15 protein-coding genes are annotated in these 15,770 nt (G+C 41.2%); 10 read left to right on the top strand and 5 right to left on the bottom strand.

Features of this window, described 5'->3' with window-relative positions; genetic code table 11:
* Positions 1–85 precede the first annotated feature (85 nt).
* Entirely contained in the window at positions 86–730 is a 645-nt protein-coding gene (locus tag IYN84_RS09945) for a fused MFS/spermidine synthase (RefSeq protein ID WP_196139046.1), read from the top strand.
* A gap of 3 nt (positions 731–733) precedes the next feature.
* Positions 734–1,624: a spermidine synthase gene (locus IYN84_RS09940; RefSeq protein ID WP_196139045.1), complete on the top strand. Its 891-nt coding sequence runs from the start codon at positions 734–736 to the stop codon at positions 1,622–1,624.
* Positions 1,625–1,638: 14 nt separating this feature from the next.
* Here IYN84_RS09940 and IYN84_RS09935 read toward each other — a convergent pair whose 3' ends face one another.
* The 3 genes from IYN84_RS09935 to IYN84_RS09925 form a co-directional block, all read right to left on the bottom strand.
* Positions 1,639–2,247, bottom strand: coding sequence for a GDSL-type esterase/lipase family protein (locus IYN84_RS09935; protein ID WP_246722769.1), 609 nt, complete (start codon positions 2,245–2,247; stop codon positions 1,639–1,641).
* 147 nt (positions 2,248–2,394) lie between these two features.
* Positions 2,395–2,700, bottom strand: a complete 306-nt coding sequence (locus IYN84_RS09930) for an antibiotic biosynthesis monooxygenase (RefSeq protein WP_196139043.1) — start codon at positions 2,698–2,700, stop codon at positions 2,395–2,397.
* Between the two features lie 61 nt (positions 2,701–2,761).
* Positions 2,762–3,133: a VOC family protein gene (locus tag IYN84_RS09925; RefSeq protein WP_196139042.1), complete on the bottom strand. Its 372-nt coding sequence runs from the start codon at positions 3,131–3,133 to the stop codon at positions 2,762–2,764.
* 195 nt (positions 3,134–3,328) lie between these two features.
* Here IYN84_RS09925 and IYN84_RS09920 point away from each other — a divergent pair, with 195 nt between their 5' ends.
* Together IYN84_RS09920 and IYN84_RS09915 are read left to right on the top strand one after the other, a co-directional pair.
* Positions 3,329–3,826, top strand: coding sequence for a hypothetical protein (locus IYN84_RS09920; RefSeq protein ID WP_196139041.1), 498 nt, complete (start codon positions 3,329–3,331; stop codon positions 3,824–3,826).
* 158 nt (positions 3,827–3,984) lie between these two features.
* Positions 3,985–6,768, top strand: coding sequence for a pitrilysin family protein (locus IYN84_RS09915; RefSeq protein ID WP_210330370.1), 2,784 nt, complete (start codon positions 3,985–3,987; stop codon positions 6,766–6,768).
* Positions 6,769–7,086: 318 nt separating this feature from the next.
* On the opposite strand, the gene IYN84_RS09910 is transcribed toward IYN84_RS09915, so the two are convergent.
* On the bottom strand, positions 7,087–7,305 hold the full coding sequence (locus IYN84_RS09910; protein WP_196139040.1) for a hypothetical protein: 219 nt from the start codon (positions 7,303–7,305) through the stop codon (positions 7,087–7,089).
* Between the two features lie 257 nt (positions 7,306–7,562).
* On the opposite strand from IYN84_RS09910, the gene IYN84_RS09905 reads away from it, so the two are divergent.
* Both IYN84_RS09905 and IYN84_RS09900 read left to right on the top strand, forming a co-directional pair.
* On the top strand, positions 7,563–7,790 hold the full coding sequence (locus IYN84_RS09905; RefSeq protein ID WP_196139039.1) for a TIGR02647 family protein: 228 nt from the start codon (positions 7,563–7,565) through the stop codon (positions 7,788–7,790).
* Positions 7,791–7,866: 76 nt separating this feature from the next.
* Complete coding sequence (locus IYN84_RS09900; protein WP_196139038.1) at positions 7,867–8,604, top strand: DUF4197 domain-containing protein; 738 nt, start codon at positions 7,867–7,869, stop codon at positions 8,602–8,604.
* Between the two features lie 111 nt (positions 8,605–8,715).
* Here the strand turns inward: IYN84_RS09900 and tesB are convergent, their stop codons facing one another.
* On the bottom strand, positions 8,716–9,576 hold the full coding sequence (gene tesB, locus IYN84_RS09895) for an acyl-CoA thioesterase II (protein WP_196139037.1): 861 nt from the start codon (positions 9,574–9,576) through the stop codon (positions 8,716–8,718).
* A 251-nt stretch (positions 9,577–9,827) separates the two neighbouring features.
* Between tesB and IYN84_RS09890 the strand changes: the two genes are divergently transcribed.
* The 4 genes from IYN84_RS09890 to IYN84_RS09875 all read left to right on the top strand — a co-directional run bounded on the left by IYN84_RS09890 (position 9,828) and on the right by IYN84_RS09875 (position 15,510).
* Positions 9,828–10,376 (top strand): GNAT family N-acetyltransferase, encoded by a 549-nt coding sequence (locus IYN84_RS09890; RefSeq protein ID WP_196139036.1) that lies wholly within the window; start codon positions 9,828–9,830, stop codon positions 10,374–10,376.
* Between the two features lie 1,111 nt (positions 10,377–11,487).
* Entirely contained in the window at positions 11,488–13,863 is a 2,376-nt protein-coding gene (locus IYN84_RS09885; protein WP_196139035.1) for a DUF748 domain-containing protein, read from the top strand.
* Positions 13,864–13,933: 70 nt separating this feature from the next.
* On the top strand, positions 13,934–14,881 hold the full coding sequence (locus IYN84_RS09880) for an aldo/keto reductase (protein ID WP_196139034.1): 948 nt from the start codon (positions 13,934–13,936) through the stop codon (positions 14,879–14,881).
* A complete protein-coding gene (locus IYN84_RS09875) occupies positions 14,881–15,510 on the top strand; it encodes an N-acetyltransferase (protein ID WP_196139033.1) in 630 nt (209 codons plus the stop codon). Before IYN84_RS09880 ends, IYN84_RS09875 begins: the two co-directional genes overlap by 1 nt.
* The last annotated feature ends 260 nt before the right edge of the window (positions 15,511–15,770 follow it).

The following is a 15,770-nucleotide window of genomic DNA, read 5'->3' as shown; positions in this document are numbered from 1 at the left end:
TGAATATAGGATACTAGTTCGATAGCTATTGCTCTGAATGAATATCATGGGTATCTTTAGAGCTGGTTAAAAGAAAGAGTATTCAATGAGAAAATTAATAATTATCATGCTTGCCTTTTGTGCTGGCTTCTCGATCATGTGTTTCGAGCTATTGGGTGGGCGAATGTTAGCCCCTTTTTTTGGTAGTAGCGTTTATGTTTGGGGCAGTATCATAACGGTATTTATGTTAGCCCTTTCGCTTGGCTATTTGAGTGGCGGAAAGTTTTCTCTATATCGACCCAGTCTTAAGAAATTTGGTGGAATTTTCTTAGTTGCAAGTTTGGCGCTTCTACCTTCGATTTTTTTCTCAGAAAACCTGTTTGAGTTTGTTTTTGAGCGTATTGAAGACCCAAGATATGGTTCTCTTGTTGCGGCGACTTTTGTGTTTTTGGTACCCAGCATTATTTTGGGAATGATTGCTCCTTACTCAGTTAGAATTCTCACCGTTTCAGCAGATTCCTCCGGCCATACCGCTGGCTTTTTGTATTTTGTCTCGACTCTGGGAAGTGCAATAGGAACTATCTTAACTTCTTTCTATCTGGTTTTATGGCTCGAAGTTAATCAGATATTGTGGCTAACATTTTCAATTCTTTTTTTGTGTGGATGTCTGGCACTAGTTGTTTCAGCCCTAGAGGTAAAGCGCGAGCAAGCTATTGAGCCAGCTTTCGAAAACCAACAATCGGAATCTTAAATTATGACAAATCGATGGATAGCAGTTTTAAGTCTTGTTACTGCTTTTTATGCTAATGGCCTTTGTGCTAAACAAATTCATAAAGAAAGATCAATCTATCGAAATGTAGTGATCGTTGAGGAAGAAGGGCTTCGCTGCATGCGTTTTGAAACAAGGCGGAAAAAGATTACAAATCAAGCCTGTATTGATCTGGAAAAACCTGAGCGACTGGTATTTGAGTATGCACATGGTACTCTTGCAGCTCTTGCGCATAATCCTAAACCTGAGCGTGTACTTATTCTAGGTCTTGGTGGCGGTGTTTTATCAAAAGTGATTCATGAACTATCGCCAGAATCAGAAATAGTCTCAGTGGATATCGATCCGGTTGTTGTTAAGTTGGCTAAAAAGTATTTTGATTATCAGGAAAACAACAAAATAAAAACAGAGATTAGGGATGGTCGGGTCTATGTAAAACGATCATTACTGAAGAAAGAGAAGTTTGACTGGATTATCCTTGATGCATTTAATGGCGACTACATTCCCGAACATTTGATGACCAGAGAGTTCTTACAGGAAGTTAAAGGATTATTAAGTGATAATGGAATTGTGAGTGCCAACACCTTCAGTAATAGCAAGCTTTACGATTATGAGTCTGTAACTTATCAAAATGTGTTTGGAAAGTTATTCATCTTCCAGGCTCCTACTAAAGGAAATCGAGTGATATTTGGATGTAATTGTGACGGTTTTTCTCTTCCTCGAGCAGTTCTGGAAAATCCGGTTGAAAAAATCGAGAATTTTAACGTTAATATGAATTCTGTGCTGGAAAGTCTAAACGATACTATCGACTGGAATACCGATAGCGATATATTGACAGATCAGTATTCGCCGGCAAATCTGCTCAAGCAGGCTGATTAAAATTTGTTTATCCGTTATAGCTCGATCGCACCACTAGCTTCCAAAACATCAGCAATTTTTTCTGCCAGTTTCCGATAGCCTTTTGCGTTCAAATGGATGGGATCTGATTTATATTGTCTGGATCTTAACAAACTGGCCAGTATTTCATCGAGAAAGACAATCTGGTGCTCATCAGCGAGCTCGTAATAAAATGAAGCGCTATCGGAGAAAAGATTTTTCTCCGGGACACCAATCATGACCACTTGGCTGTCGAAACTCTTTGCCAGATGAATCATTTCGGATAAATTTTTTTTGGTGGTGGCAAGATTGTGATTTCTCAATATATCATTTCCACCCTCCATCAATATAACCAGTTCAGGTTGATGTTTGTCCAATAATGACTGGAAACGTTTTAAGCCTTGAGTAGTTGTCTCACCAGAAACGCCTGCGTTAACCACCTGTAATCCGGTTATTTGGGACAAAAAGTCAGGATAACTTTTTTGTGCGCCGGCTCCGACTCCAAAGGTTAAGCTATCTCCAAACGCGAGAATAATGCCATCCCGTGTTAAAGGTGAGAGCTTATTGTCCGAACAGGAAAGCATTAGAAAGCAGGCAATAAATAGACTGATTAATTTCTTCTTCATTGAACTCATATCTGAGATTGGAACATTTCTAAATTATACAATGATAAAGTCGAAAGTGATGGTAATTGTGGCGAAACTAATTCGTGAAGCCGTGCTTAGTGAGATACGCGTAACTTCTAGTGTACTATTGAACAGGGAGCCTGCCGACTAAAGGGGTTTAAAGTGATGAAACATTTTAACTTTATCGAAGGCTTCAAGATAGCCCTGATACTCTTTAGATTTTTGTATTTGTTGAATCGAATTTGCGGCAGAAACAGCATGCTCCAGACTCTTCCACTCTACCAGATCAAGGTAAAGGTTATGCTGATTACAATTACCTAATGTGCGAAACGAGATAAAACCGGGAAGATTTTTTACCAGCTCCTGAAACCTTGGGAGATGATGTAAACGATAGCCTTTGGCAAAATCGGGCTTGATCTCGTATATCACAACTTCCAGAATAGGAGTAAGCATATACTGTCCTCTTAATAACTTGTACTAGAAGGCTTCGTCTCCGAAGCCTTCCTTATCGTTGCTACTTAAGTGAATAAAGTCCGACTCGATTTCCTTCACTGTCAATAAATTGTGCGAAATAACCACATTCTCCGTCATTTATTGCAGTTTTCGGTACCAAAACCTGGTTGCCCAGTCGATTAATTATCTCAAGAGGGCCGTTTAAATCATCGCCGCCATTAAGATAAACGACACTGCCTTCTGTTGAAGGTGTGTATCCGTCTCCATGGATCAATGCGCCTGTGATATTTTCCTCACCCGCTTCGAACATAGCGAAATCAAATCCGTCCATTTCGTCGCGTTTGAAATTAACGTTGAGTATTTCTCGATAGAAATTCATCGCTCGTTCCATGTTATTTACTGGAATTTCTGCCCAGGTGACAATGTGTTTCATTTGTTGATTCTCCTTGTTGAGAGCTAATAAAAAGTGGTATTAACCAGGGGCGTGATGAATACTTTAAATCAAGCCTACTGACAACATAGTGTCAGGAGAGTTAAGGTTCTGGATAAATAATTGTCGGTGTGCCTGTAGAGAGCATTATCTGTACAATATCACCAAATATAAAAACACCACCTGTGGAGTCAGATAATGTTAGATAAACCTCGGGAAAGGCATTACCTGTTGGGGCACGAAGCTTTTCGTCAATTTGCCGAGAGTGATCCCCACCAGTTTTTTGAGCTGATGGCATCGGATCGACAGTTCGACTTTGTCAAGGAACTGATCGCGCGGGTAGAAGCAGCCTGTCCCACGGATGAAACTCGAATTCTTGCCAATCAGATAAAAGTTTCACTTTCCAGAATTGAAAACTATCCTTTGATCCTGATTGAAATGCCCGAAGTCCGGGCTTATGTCGAGTGCATCTATATTGGTATTGTGGCATTGATGGATTTAGAAAAACCGGATAAAAACCCTTGTCCTGAAATTGGCTATTTTACTCTCGAGGCTGGAGAGGGGAGTAGTGGCGAGACTCGCTTTTTTTGTCAGTGGGATGGTGATACCCATTATAATCTTGCCGAGCTGGCAGGGGAGGTCTCCCTTAGTGAGTTTGCGTTGTTAATTAAGCAGCGGTTGGATAAGCATTCCTAGTAGAAAACTATACACGGAATTGTAAAATTTTGTGTCCGTGTAACTTTTTACCGCGAAATATAACGCCATTTCCCTTAAATTATCGTTCAACTACCATTCCTGAGTTGATTTAAATTAATAACTCGGGAGCTGGTTTTGATATCAAAAAGGAGAAATGGATGTTAGGTCTAAGCAAAGCGATGCGAGTTGTCGCGATCAGTGCTGCAATTAGTTGTACTGCCGCTTCTATGCCTGCCATGGCAAAAAAAGTAGAGGCAAAACCGGTTACCCAGGTTGAGGGTATTACTGAGTATCAGTTTGATAATGGTTTGAGAGTGTTGTTATTTCCCGACCAAACCAAAGAAACTGTAACGGTTAATATTACTTACCATGTTGGTTCAAAGCATGAAAATTATGGTGAGACAGGAATGGCTCATCTGCTTGAGCATCTGGTGTTCAAAGGGTCACCTAAGCACAAGGATATTCCAAAAGAACTAAGCTCTCACGGAGCTAGACCTAATGGCACAACCTGGACGGATCGTACCAATTATTTCGAGACTTTTACCGCTACCGAAGAAAATATCAATTGGGCATTGGATATGGAAGCTGACCGCATGGTCAACTCATTTATCGCCAAAGAAGACCTGGACAGTGAAATGACGGTAGTGCGCAATGAATTTGAAATGGGTGAAAATAGTCCTTTCATGGTAACTCTGAAAAGAGCAATGGGTGCAGCATTCTCCTGGCATAATTATGGAAAGTCGACAATTGGTGCGCGCGCTGATCTGGAAAATGTGCCAATAGACCGGCTTAAAGCTTTCTATAAAAAATACTACCAGCCTGACAATGCTACCCTGATAGTCGCAGGCAAGTTTGAGCAGGACAAAATGCTTAAAAAGGTGAAGAAATATTTTGGTTCGATCCCTAAGCCTGATCGCAAGCTTCGCCCGCTTTACACGGTGGAACCGGCGCAGGATGGAGAAAAGAGCGTTACAGTTCGACGGGTAGGTGATGTGCAGATGTTTAGCGCGTTGTATCATATCCCTGCGGGGTCTCATCCAGATTACGCTGCAATCGATGTCTTAACCCAGATCCTTGGCGATACTCCTAGTGGTCGTCTACATAAGTCTCTTGTTGAAGGCAAGTTGGCGAGCCGAGCGTTTGGTTTTAACTTCCAATGGCAAGAGCCTGGGGTGGCACTTTATGCTTCTGAGGTCGACAAAAGTTTCGATCTGGATAAAACGGCAAATCAGATGCTAGATGTTCTGGAGGGTTTGAAAACCAACCCCGTGACCAAAGAAGAAGTGGAAAGAGCGAAACGCAATATTCTTAAAAACATTGAGCTTTCTTTCAATTCATCTGAAGGGATTGCCAGAAATCTTAGCGAATGGCTCGGAATGGGGGACTGGAGACTGTACTTCCTGCATCGTGATCGCATTGAGAAAGTAACCGTCGATGACGTTCAACGAGTTGCTGAGACTTACTTGCAGCGTAATAACAGAACTGCGGCTCGCTTTATACCGGCTGAAAAGCCTGAGCGTGTTGAAATTCCACAAGTTGCCAGTGTTGCTGATATGTTGGAGGGTTATAAAGGTCGAGCACAGATTGCACAAGGCGAAAACTTCGATCCATCGCATGACAATATTGACTCCAGAACTCGTCTATCCAAGTTAAGCAACGGTACCAAGATAACTTTACTCCCAAAGAAAACTCGAGGAGAGTCCGTAGTAGTCAATATCTCCCTGGATATGGGTAACGAAAGCAGTCTTACCGGCATGCAAATGGTAGGTTCTGCGGTAGGCAATATGTTGATGCGAGGAAATGACAAGTATAGTCGTCAGGAACTGCAAGATGAATTCGATAAGTTGAAAGCCAATGTTCGTATTGGTGGCAGTGCCAGAGGTGCCTACGCAAGTATTACAACGACCAAGGAAAATTTGGTTGAAGTATTACGTTTAGCCACCAGTGTCTTAAAGAAGCCAGCTTTTGATCAAAAAGAGTTTGAACAGTATCTTTCAACTACCAAAGTCGATATTGAGCAACAACTTCAAAATCCGCAGAGTCTTGCGTTTAATGAATATAGCCGTCAACAAAACCCTTATCCCAAGGGACACCCTCGCTATGTTGCCACTTTTGAAGAGAGTCTGGCGGAGTTAAACAAACTGAAAATAGAAGATCTTAAGAAGTTCCATCAGCGCTTCTATGGTGCAGGTCATGCACAAATTGGTGTGGTTGGTGATTTTGAGCCGGAGCAGATTGAAACTGAACTGGAAAAACTTTATGGACAATGGAACACGGAAGAAAACTACAAGCGTGTTGCTCGAGACTATTTTGCACCTCAAAAGCAAAACAAAACTTTCGATACACCAGACAAGGAAAATGCAACCTTTGTTGCTTTGACCAGATTACCTGTCGGTGACAATGCGGAAGAAGCTGCTGCGCTGGAGTTAGGAAACTACATCTTCGGTGGCGGATTTTTGAATAGTCGTTTGGCCACTCGTTTGCGACAACAAGATGGCTTGAGTTACAGCGCCGGCTCTTTCATGCAACAAAGTGCATATGACGAAAGATCTGATTTGGGAGTCTACGCAATTTGTGCGCCACAGAATCTTGACAAAGTCGAAATCGGGTTCAAAGAAGAACTAATTAGAATGCTAAAAGATGGATTTTCCGAAGAGGAAATTGAATCAGCCAAGTCTGGCCTGTTACAAGGACGACGGGTTAGTCGTTCACAAGACAGGGAGTTAGTTGGAACTCTGGTTTCTAATCTGGATCTAGATCGGAATATGCAGTGGGGTGAAGACTACGAAGAAAAGTTGAAAAACCTGACTGCTAAGGATGTTCATCGTGCGATGAAAAAGTATATCAAGTTTGAAGATTTTTCGATTATTAAAGCAGGTGATTTAACTAAGTTGGCGGCAGCAAATGAGTCTGCCGATGCAAGCAAGGTTAAAGCAAAATAAACCTCCCTGCATATTATGCTACTGAAGAAAAGCTCAACCACCGGTTGAGCTTTTTTTATTGATATTCATCTATATCAGATTTGAAGAAAATTCATTCGATATCTATTTGTACACATATCAAACCGGAAAGAGATAAAAAAGCCCGGACGAGAGCACCGGGCTATAAAAATTACAGTCATCTGAGAATATGATGGGGTCGATAATGACTGCAATATTCACAAATCCTCAACACAGGGGTATCGAGAATATTCACACAACATGAGAGCTATCTCTTAGTCACAACAGAATTAACCATAAAGCCAACGGAGAAGGATACGGCTAACTGTCAAGTTTGGGGGTGAGATTAAACACTCTCACATTGTGTAAATCCTGTTTGCAGGTCAACAAGAGTAATTGCCGAAAAAGCTTGTGAATCTCGCTGTTATTTTCGGCCTCACCCTGATAAACCCACGAAAGACAAAGGGAGTGCTGATTAATATCGTAGATTCTCAAGGCTGGTCTTCCCTGATCCAGAAAAGCTTCGATTTTATAACCCACTGCGACTCTCCTTATATGTCTTCTTCATTTGAAAGTTATTTTAAATGTGAATTGCTTTTATTGCAAATGATAATCGTTATTATTTGGGTGTTTATCTCAAATATCAGAAATGCAAGTCCGGGTAAGCCTGGAACTGGTAGTGACCGGAATCAATTTGTTTTACTTATGGTTGCCGGTTTGATTATCAGAACTACCCTGGAACGATTAAAAGTGCTATTTTGGAGAAAGCCATTGTTAACACAAATAAGAGGAAATTGATGGATAATCAACTGATTACTGAAATTGAGCTGCTGGGGTTATTTAATCTTGATAGTGTGCAAGAAGGTTTAAAAGTTCATCATGATGCAGAGCCGGAAAAGGTTGCAGCCATGTCTCGACTGTTTGAAAAAGGTTTTGTTTCCCAGGTTGATGGCGGCTATCTGACTGACCGCGGAATAGAGGCTGCTGAGCATGTGGGCCGAGTGGTTAGCTTGCTTAAGTCTTAGTTTTTCACATAGTCATGACAGGCAATAAGATAGATTCTAAGTTGGATAGGATGATTCTAGGCTAGGGGATTTTGGAATGAAATTAAAACGATTTAAGGGCTTCTGGATTATTTGTCAGAGCCTTATCGCTTTTTCTCTTACTTTTACTCTGGGGTGTAAGGACGTTGATTTAAGCCAGGTCGCCGATACTCTGGGTCAGTATCAAAGACCACTTGATACCCAGACTGTTGTAGCAGGGCTTAAACAGGCGCTGGAAGTGGGAACTAAAAACAGCGTTAGCGCAACTAGCAAAGTGGGAGGCTTTAGCGATAATCCGCTGATAAGAATTGCTACTCCGCAAAAATTGGAGAAGGTTACCAGTACGTTAAAAAATATTGGCCTTGGGCGCTATGTTGATAAGTTTGAGTTGCAGATGAATCGTTCAGCCGAAGCTGCAACTAAAAGCGCGGGTGAAGTATTAATGGCAAGTATCCGCCAAATGTCGATTAAGGATGCATGGAATATTCTAAACGGACCAGATAATGCTGCTACCGAGTATTTTAAAAAGACCAGTAGTGCAACACTTAGAAAGAAGTTTCGCCCAATTATTAGCCGATCGATGAATCAGGTCGGATTTTACAGTGACTACAAGAAGCTATTATCTTCCTACGAAGCGCTTCCCTTGACTGAGAAACCGAATCTGGATATTGAAGCCCACATTACTAATAAGACTATGAGCGGACTTTTCACGCTAATTCAGGATGAGGAAAAAAAGATCCGTCAAAATCCTTCTGCACGCGTTACCGAGCTTTTACGAAGAGTTTTCGGTAATTAGTCGCCAACCGATTCTTCCTGTTGAGAGTAGGTTCAGCAGAAAAGGAAAAAGGCAGTTTTTTCATTGAGCTGCCTTTTCATTAAACTATCAAAAAAACTAAACAATTCGCTGTTAACGACGCTGTCGCATCACTCCTTCCTGTGCGGTACTGGCTACCAGTCGACCCTGTCTATCAAAGAATTGTCCACGTACAAACCCTCTGTCGCTACTGGCGCTTGGACTTTCAATAACGTGTAATAACCAGTCGTCAAAACGAAAGTCTCTGTGGAACCACATGCTGTGATCGATAGTCGCCATTTGAAATTGCGGTAACATAAAGGAAACTTTATGGGGTTGGCCTGCAACCGGTAAAAACGCAAAGTCAGAAGCGTAAGCCAAAAGGTATTTGTGAACACGCAGGTCATCCGGCAATTCGCCACTGGCTTTCATCCACACATGACGTTTAGGGGGCGCCTCATCTGGTGCCAGCGGATTGAAAAACTCCACCGGTCTTATTTCAATGGGCTTTTCGCAGGTAACAAGATGACGGATTCGTTCTGGAATTTTATCAGCGAACTTGCGCGCGATTTCAAGTTCGGACATCAGCTTTTCAGGTCCTTCTACCTCTGGCATTTTTGTCTGATGATCGAAGCCGCCGCTGGAATCATGAAATGATGCGGTTAAGAAGAAGATGCGTTTGCCGTTTTGGATCGCCTTGACCCTTCGAGTCGATATACTGCCGCCGTCTCTGATATTTTCGACATCATAGACAATGGGTTTGGTTGCGTCACCTGGCCTTAAAAAGTAGCTGTGAAAAGAGTGGCATGCTCTCGCTGGATCGATAGTTTGTTTGGCAGCAGAAAGTGCCTGACCAATAACCTGTCCACCAAAAACATGGCCCAGAGCAATATCCTGGCTATTGCCGCGGAACAGTCCCTGTTCAATTTTTTCCAATCCCAGCAGGTCGAGTAGCTCGGTCAATACTTTGGACATAAATCGCTTCCCAATATTGTGGATACACATTCATTGTAAACGATTTTACATAGCGCGTACAAAATACAGAACAAATAACAACTGGGTGACATAATGCGCCGCCTTTTGGTGCAAGTTTTTCAGATCTTGCCGTATTTTGGTGAATACCTTTTTCAGAAGGGCGACGAAGCATACAAATTTACACAATTGATAGCTGGCATTTGTTTTGCTTTTGCTGAGCTGAGTCAAAATTTTTTACCTGGAATCTATCTATGAAATCAATCAAATTTATTGAAGTTGCGCCTATAGAGTTTGAGCTGCATTTGCACGGTTTGTCTGAGTTGCTCATAGCCTGTGTCGATCAAGGCGCTTCCATTGGCTTCTTGCCACCACTTAGTCAAACTGATGCAAATGAATATTGGACCTCGCTAGAGTCATCGTTAGTCAATAGAACTCGTCGGCTGATGATTGTCTTAATTGAAGAAGAAATTATTGGCAGTATTCAGCTGAATCTGTGTCAAAAAGAGAATGGACTGCATCGTGCAGATTTAGAAAAATTGATTGTATTGCCGAGTCATAGAGGCGCGGGCGTGGGCAAAATGTTGCTTAAAGAAGCAGAGTCGCTAGCGCTTTCTTTGGGACGACACATGCTTATCCTGGACACGCGTAAAGGGGATGTTGCCTCAAATATGTATGAGAAGTATGGCTATATCAAAGTTGGAGAGATCCCTGATTTTGTGGTTGAAACCAACGGGCAATGGAGTGCGACGGTTTATTACTATAAATCACTTAAGGAGGAACTGCTTAAGGAGGCTTGTTAGTAATTTATAAATTTATAAGCTGTTGTAACATGTTGATTTTAAGATAAACTCAATCTTGAGAGACGTTGGACCTCGTTTTTGGTGTGTTTTTTTGCAATCAATGTACTGTGCTAACCTGTAAATGGAGTTGGTCTTATAATGAGAATTGCATTGATTCTTTGTTAGTCTTGCTATGTTACTCCCCTCATTGAGTTATAGTACAATTCTTCTTTCCAGAGTAATTGAAGCCGGAAGCACCAGACTAGCTAGTGATACAATTTTTCTGGTATACCTAACATCTAGTTTGGCTATTATTTCGGAATTGCTATTATTTAGGATGTTTAGAGAAAGTGACAATGTTCTCTTAAGGTACGGTGTTTTATGTCTCGGAATAACTTCAGTAGCTTTTTTGTATGAATTACATTTGTCAGGATTTTTTTTCTCAAGCTAGTGCACTTGATTATTAATAGGTGAATATTATTGGATAATAGAGAGGCCTTTGATTTCTATATTGTCTTTGGAGTGATCATTGTGATTTTACTCATATTCAATCCTGGGACTAATGGAAATAACTTGCCCGCATTTTCGATTTTTGGTCTGATAAGTTTTGCCTTTGTAATAATTTTGAGTCTAGCTGTGCTTTTTGCTCCGTTGTTCTGTGAGTTTTGGAGCAAAGTAACTAATAAATACTATTTGTTTCTATTTATAGTATTTATTCCAGTAAACTCTATGTACCTATATAAAACGATCGACTTATTACTTCGCTAAAATTTAAGTTAGCAAATGTAAGAAGGTCCTGAAAAACGAAGAATAATTCACATGGATTATTCATCGTTATTCACTAAGAAAGTCACGGATAAATACTTTGAAGTTAAAGATGGAAATGCTAATAAGGACAATCTTTAATTCATTGACGAGGTGGAAAACTATATTTTATAGCAAAAGAAAATTGAAAAGGTCGTTACTTACTGCGTAAGTAGCCAAACATTGTAAAATGGCACGCCAAGAATGCTCATCTTGATAGGTAGCATGCAGGAGGCAAGGACATATATTCGACTATTGCTCTTATCGAAACCCCCAATGCCGGATATAATAGAAATAACTCCGCTCAAATAATCCAAAGGATTGCATCATGCTTCGCTGGATCAAAAGCCATAAAATCCTCTCTATTCTGTTATTGCTACTGATAACCACCAGTACGCTGGTTGCTTCAAGCTCTTTAATTGCCATCTGGGGAATTAAAAGTTTCCTATCAGACCATGCCAGCGAGGTTGAAATTGAACGTCTCGAGCTGAGCTTGTGGAACTCGGACATCAGGATTGAGGGGCTAAGTGCAAAAGATGAGCAAGGCCGCAGGATTGGATTCGACAGCTTTTATGTCGACTGGAATATGGCTGACTTATGGGATGAGCAGCTAACTATTAACGAGTTTTCACTGGGTGGTTTTAAACTGGATATCGAACTCGATGATTTACAACTACTTCAAATTGGTCCACTTGCGCTATCAAAGTTCGCAAAGCCAGATAAGATGGATGATTCTGAAACAAAACTAGTAACCTCAAAGGAATCGATAAGTGCAGAGCCGACAGAAAAGAAAAAGATGCCGGCAAAGCCCTGGGCCGTTTCATTGTCAGGAGTGCAACTTAGCGACCTGGAAATCTGCGTTGTTGATAAGACTAAAGATTTTAAATCACTCGGCTTTCCTTTGCAGAATAACGATAACTTCTCTGCATGTCTGACGTTTGGCGAACTATTACTTGAGCAGTCATTTACTGTGGATAAAAGTGCCAGGCCAAACTATCAGGGGAATATTCATTTAGCAAGGCTTACATTAACTTCTCGCGATAAGCATAAGTTAGCCGAGTTGAAAGATCTCCTATTTACCGATTTGAAATTTAATCAAGAAAACTTCTCAATCGAAAAGATCACTTTGTCGAACATTGGTTACCTGGTGCAAGAGCCAACCGATAGCTATGCAGATATGGGGCTGGTTCTGGAATCGTTTGAGTTGGAAAGTCTGCTTTTCAGTCAACAAAATATAGCCGCTTCCCTGGTTGAGCTTAACCTTTCTGGATTAAAGCTTTATCAGCGAGCCAGTGACAATGAGCTACATGCTCTGCTCAAACTGCCGAGACTCAATATCACTAATTTTAGTTTTGCAGAGAGTATCGCTGCTATTGAGTCTGTAGAGTTGAATGATTTGGAAATGATGGAGCGACTAGCTGCACATGTTGAGCCTGATAACTCTGGTCTATCTGGTTCGCTTATCAGGTTGACAGGTTTGAAGCTCAATGACGCACAACTGCAAAAACAAGTTATTAGTTTAGGTAAATTGGCAACAAATGGCGTATTTGTGGATGCTATTTTACAAAACGGTGAACTCAATCTGGCTCAATGGCTTGCCGTTACAGATAAAGTTAGTCAGTCAGACGAAAGCGCAGCAGATAGCTCTGAGAGCTCAGAGCCCCTGAAAATTAAGCTTGGTCAATTTGATCTTGCGAATTCTGAGATCAACATTGCCGAAGACTCAACCGGAGAATTGGTTGAACAGAAAATTGTCGATATCAAGCTAAATTTGGGAGAGGTGATGTTTGGTTATTCTGATGCGAAAGATACGCCTGTCGCCTACAGCATGAGTTTTGCCGAAGGTGGGGCTATATCGGGTGAAGGGATGATTAATCTTGGCAAGAAGGATCTGTCAACCGATATAAAGGGAAAGATAGAGAATATGAACCTTGTGAGTGTAACTCGATATGCGGCACGTTTTATCGGTTATAGAATCGAGCAGGGACATCTGAATTTAAATTATGCAGTGAAAATTGCTGATAAAAAAATTGATGCCATTTTTGAATCAAAACTGGAAAAATTTGAGCTCGGAGAACTACAAGAACATGAAGCCAACGAGATGAATGAAGAGCTGGGCGTGCCCTTGCCAATGGCATTGAACTTGCTCAGAGACAGTGATGATAATATTGAACTTGAAATACCGCTTAAAGGCGATATGAATTCGCCAGATTTTTCGATTGCCAGCATTGTCGCAACCGTTACTGTTAAGGCAATCAAGAATGCGGTCATTTACCAGTATTCACCACTGGGTATGCTCTCCCTCGCTTCTGGTGTTTTCGATTTGGCGACAGCCCTTCGCTTTGAGCCCATTGAATTTACTGCAAGAAATACCAAATTGAGTGATGCAGGCAAAGCGCAACTGGAAAAGGTTATTTCAATAATGAATGATAAACCCAAAATTAAGATGGTAATCTGTGGCGTAGCCACCCGGGCAGATATGACAGAATCTGCGCAAGCTAGCGCAAGAAAAGCGGGTGATGATTCAAATAAAAAAGCCAAGGTCGATCCTAAGCCTTTGATTGAACTGGCTAAAATTCGACAAAATAATGTAATTGACTATATCGTCAGCAATGGCAAGGTCGCGAAAGAAAGGCTGCTCGGGTGTAATGTGAAGTTAAGTGGTGATATGCAGATGAAACCTTTGGTTAATATTTCCATCTAAAATCCACAACCTTGATTAACACTTTATGATAAAGCTATAGTAGCTGCTTGAAAACCAGGTGAATTTGCGTATGAAACAACGCCGTGAAATATTAAAAACATTATGTGCTTCGCCTCTGTTAATGGCAATGCCATCGCTATCTTTTGCTGCGGAAACTGGTAGTGGCCCCGAGCAAAGTGTCAAGCGCCCGTTAATTTACAGTCGTATTCCTTCCAGTGGAGAAAAAATTCCAGCAATAGGAATGGGGTCCTACCAGACGTTTAATGTTGCCCCTGATGAAGTCGCGAATAAAGAAAATCTTTCGCAGGTTCTTGCGACCTTTTTTAACATGCATGGTTGCTTGATAGATTCTTCACCTATGTATGGTCGCTCAGAATCGGTGATTGGTGAGCTGGTTGGTCAACTGGAAGAAAGACAGAAGTTTTTTGCTGCCAGTAAGGTATGGACCTATGGTAAAGAAGCAGGAATCAAAGCGGTAGAAACCTCTCGTCAACGAATGCAAGTTGAGCAGATGGACTTGATGCAGGTCCATAACTTACGTGACTGGCAGGTTCACCTGCCCACATTACAGTCCCTCAAATCTGAAAAAAAAATTCGTTATACAGGAATCACAACGTCCTTTTTGGGTCAATACGCCGATTTTGAAGCGGTCATGAAGTCTCAGCCACTGGATTTCGTGCAGCTTAATTACAACATTAAAATTCGAGAAGCAGAAAGGCGGTTATTACCACTTGCAATGGATAAGGGGATGGCGGTAATAGTCAATATGCCCTATGAAAAAGGTCGACTATTTAAACTGGTGAAAGGCAAGGCATTGCCTGAGTGGGCTAAAGAATTCGACTGTGATTCCTGGGGACAATATTTTCTCAAGTTTATTTTATCTCATCCTGCGGTTACCTGTGCAATTCCTGCAACCTCTAAAGTGAAGCATATGCAAGATAATATGATGGCTATGACTGGACGATTGCCCGACGCAAAAATGCGTCAACAAATGTTAGCCTATATTGAGGACATTTAATGAGTCAGCCTGACTATCTTTTTGAGTATACAATCAATAAACCGAAATTAGCAGAAGCTTTATACCACTCGCTGCATCTGGATCCATTTTATCGCACAATGGAAAACTCTGTTGAAGGTGGAGCAGACGAAAAAAAACAGGCGATGTATGCTTATTACGACTACTCACTCTGGGAAGGAAAAAACTATGGGCGATATTATTGGCCTGAGCAAACGCTCTACGGCGCCTCTATCTGGTCAATACCTTTGAGTGAGGCTGAGCAAAATGAGAAATCCAGAAGAAAGCTCGAATTCATTCAAAAAGTGATGGGGTCACAAAGTAGTAAAACCTATCAGGCAATCGGTCGTTTTATGTCGGAAAAATCCGCTCAAGTTGTACCTGAAAATGCCTGGTATTTATCTATACTTGCGATATCTCCGGAATACCAGGGACAGGGACTAGGTCCTGGTCTTCTTGAAACAACACTAAGTGAAATCGACGCGCAAAATCTACCTTGTTATCTCGAAACCTTTAATCCCAGAAACCTGTCCTTTTATCAGCGACTCGGGTTTGAGTTAGTCGATAGCTTTGCTGAGCCAATAACCCAGTCAAACTATGCACTACTACTAAGACGAGCCTCTGAACAATAATAATTTCAGAAAACAGCGATGAACCTGCCAGTTTTTTGTGTAGGAAATTGTCCTTTATTTTTGACAGCTTTATCTGATTTTTTTGAAAGCCTCTTTCAGGCCAATCGTTAGATGAAGAGAATATCCTCTCCAATGGATCAGAAATATCTTTAATAAATTGAGTTGCTTATCATTTCAATTCTACCCTGTGTCTGAATATTGACAGTTTTTCCGATGTGACCATCAAAAATTTTGCGAAATAGTGCGTCGATAAAGTGTGA

The sequence above is a fragment of the Aliikangiella sp. G2MR2-5 genome (genome assembly GCF_015687155.1).
Lineage (GTDB): Bacteria > Pseudomonadota > Gammaproteobacteria > Enterobacterales > Kangiellaceae > Aliikangiella.
The sequence above is the reverse complement of the archived record's forward strand: the minus strand, read 5'-3'. Positions and strand labels throughout refer to the sequence as shown.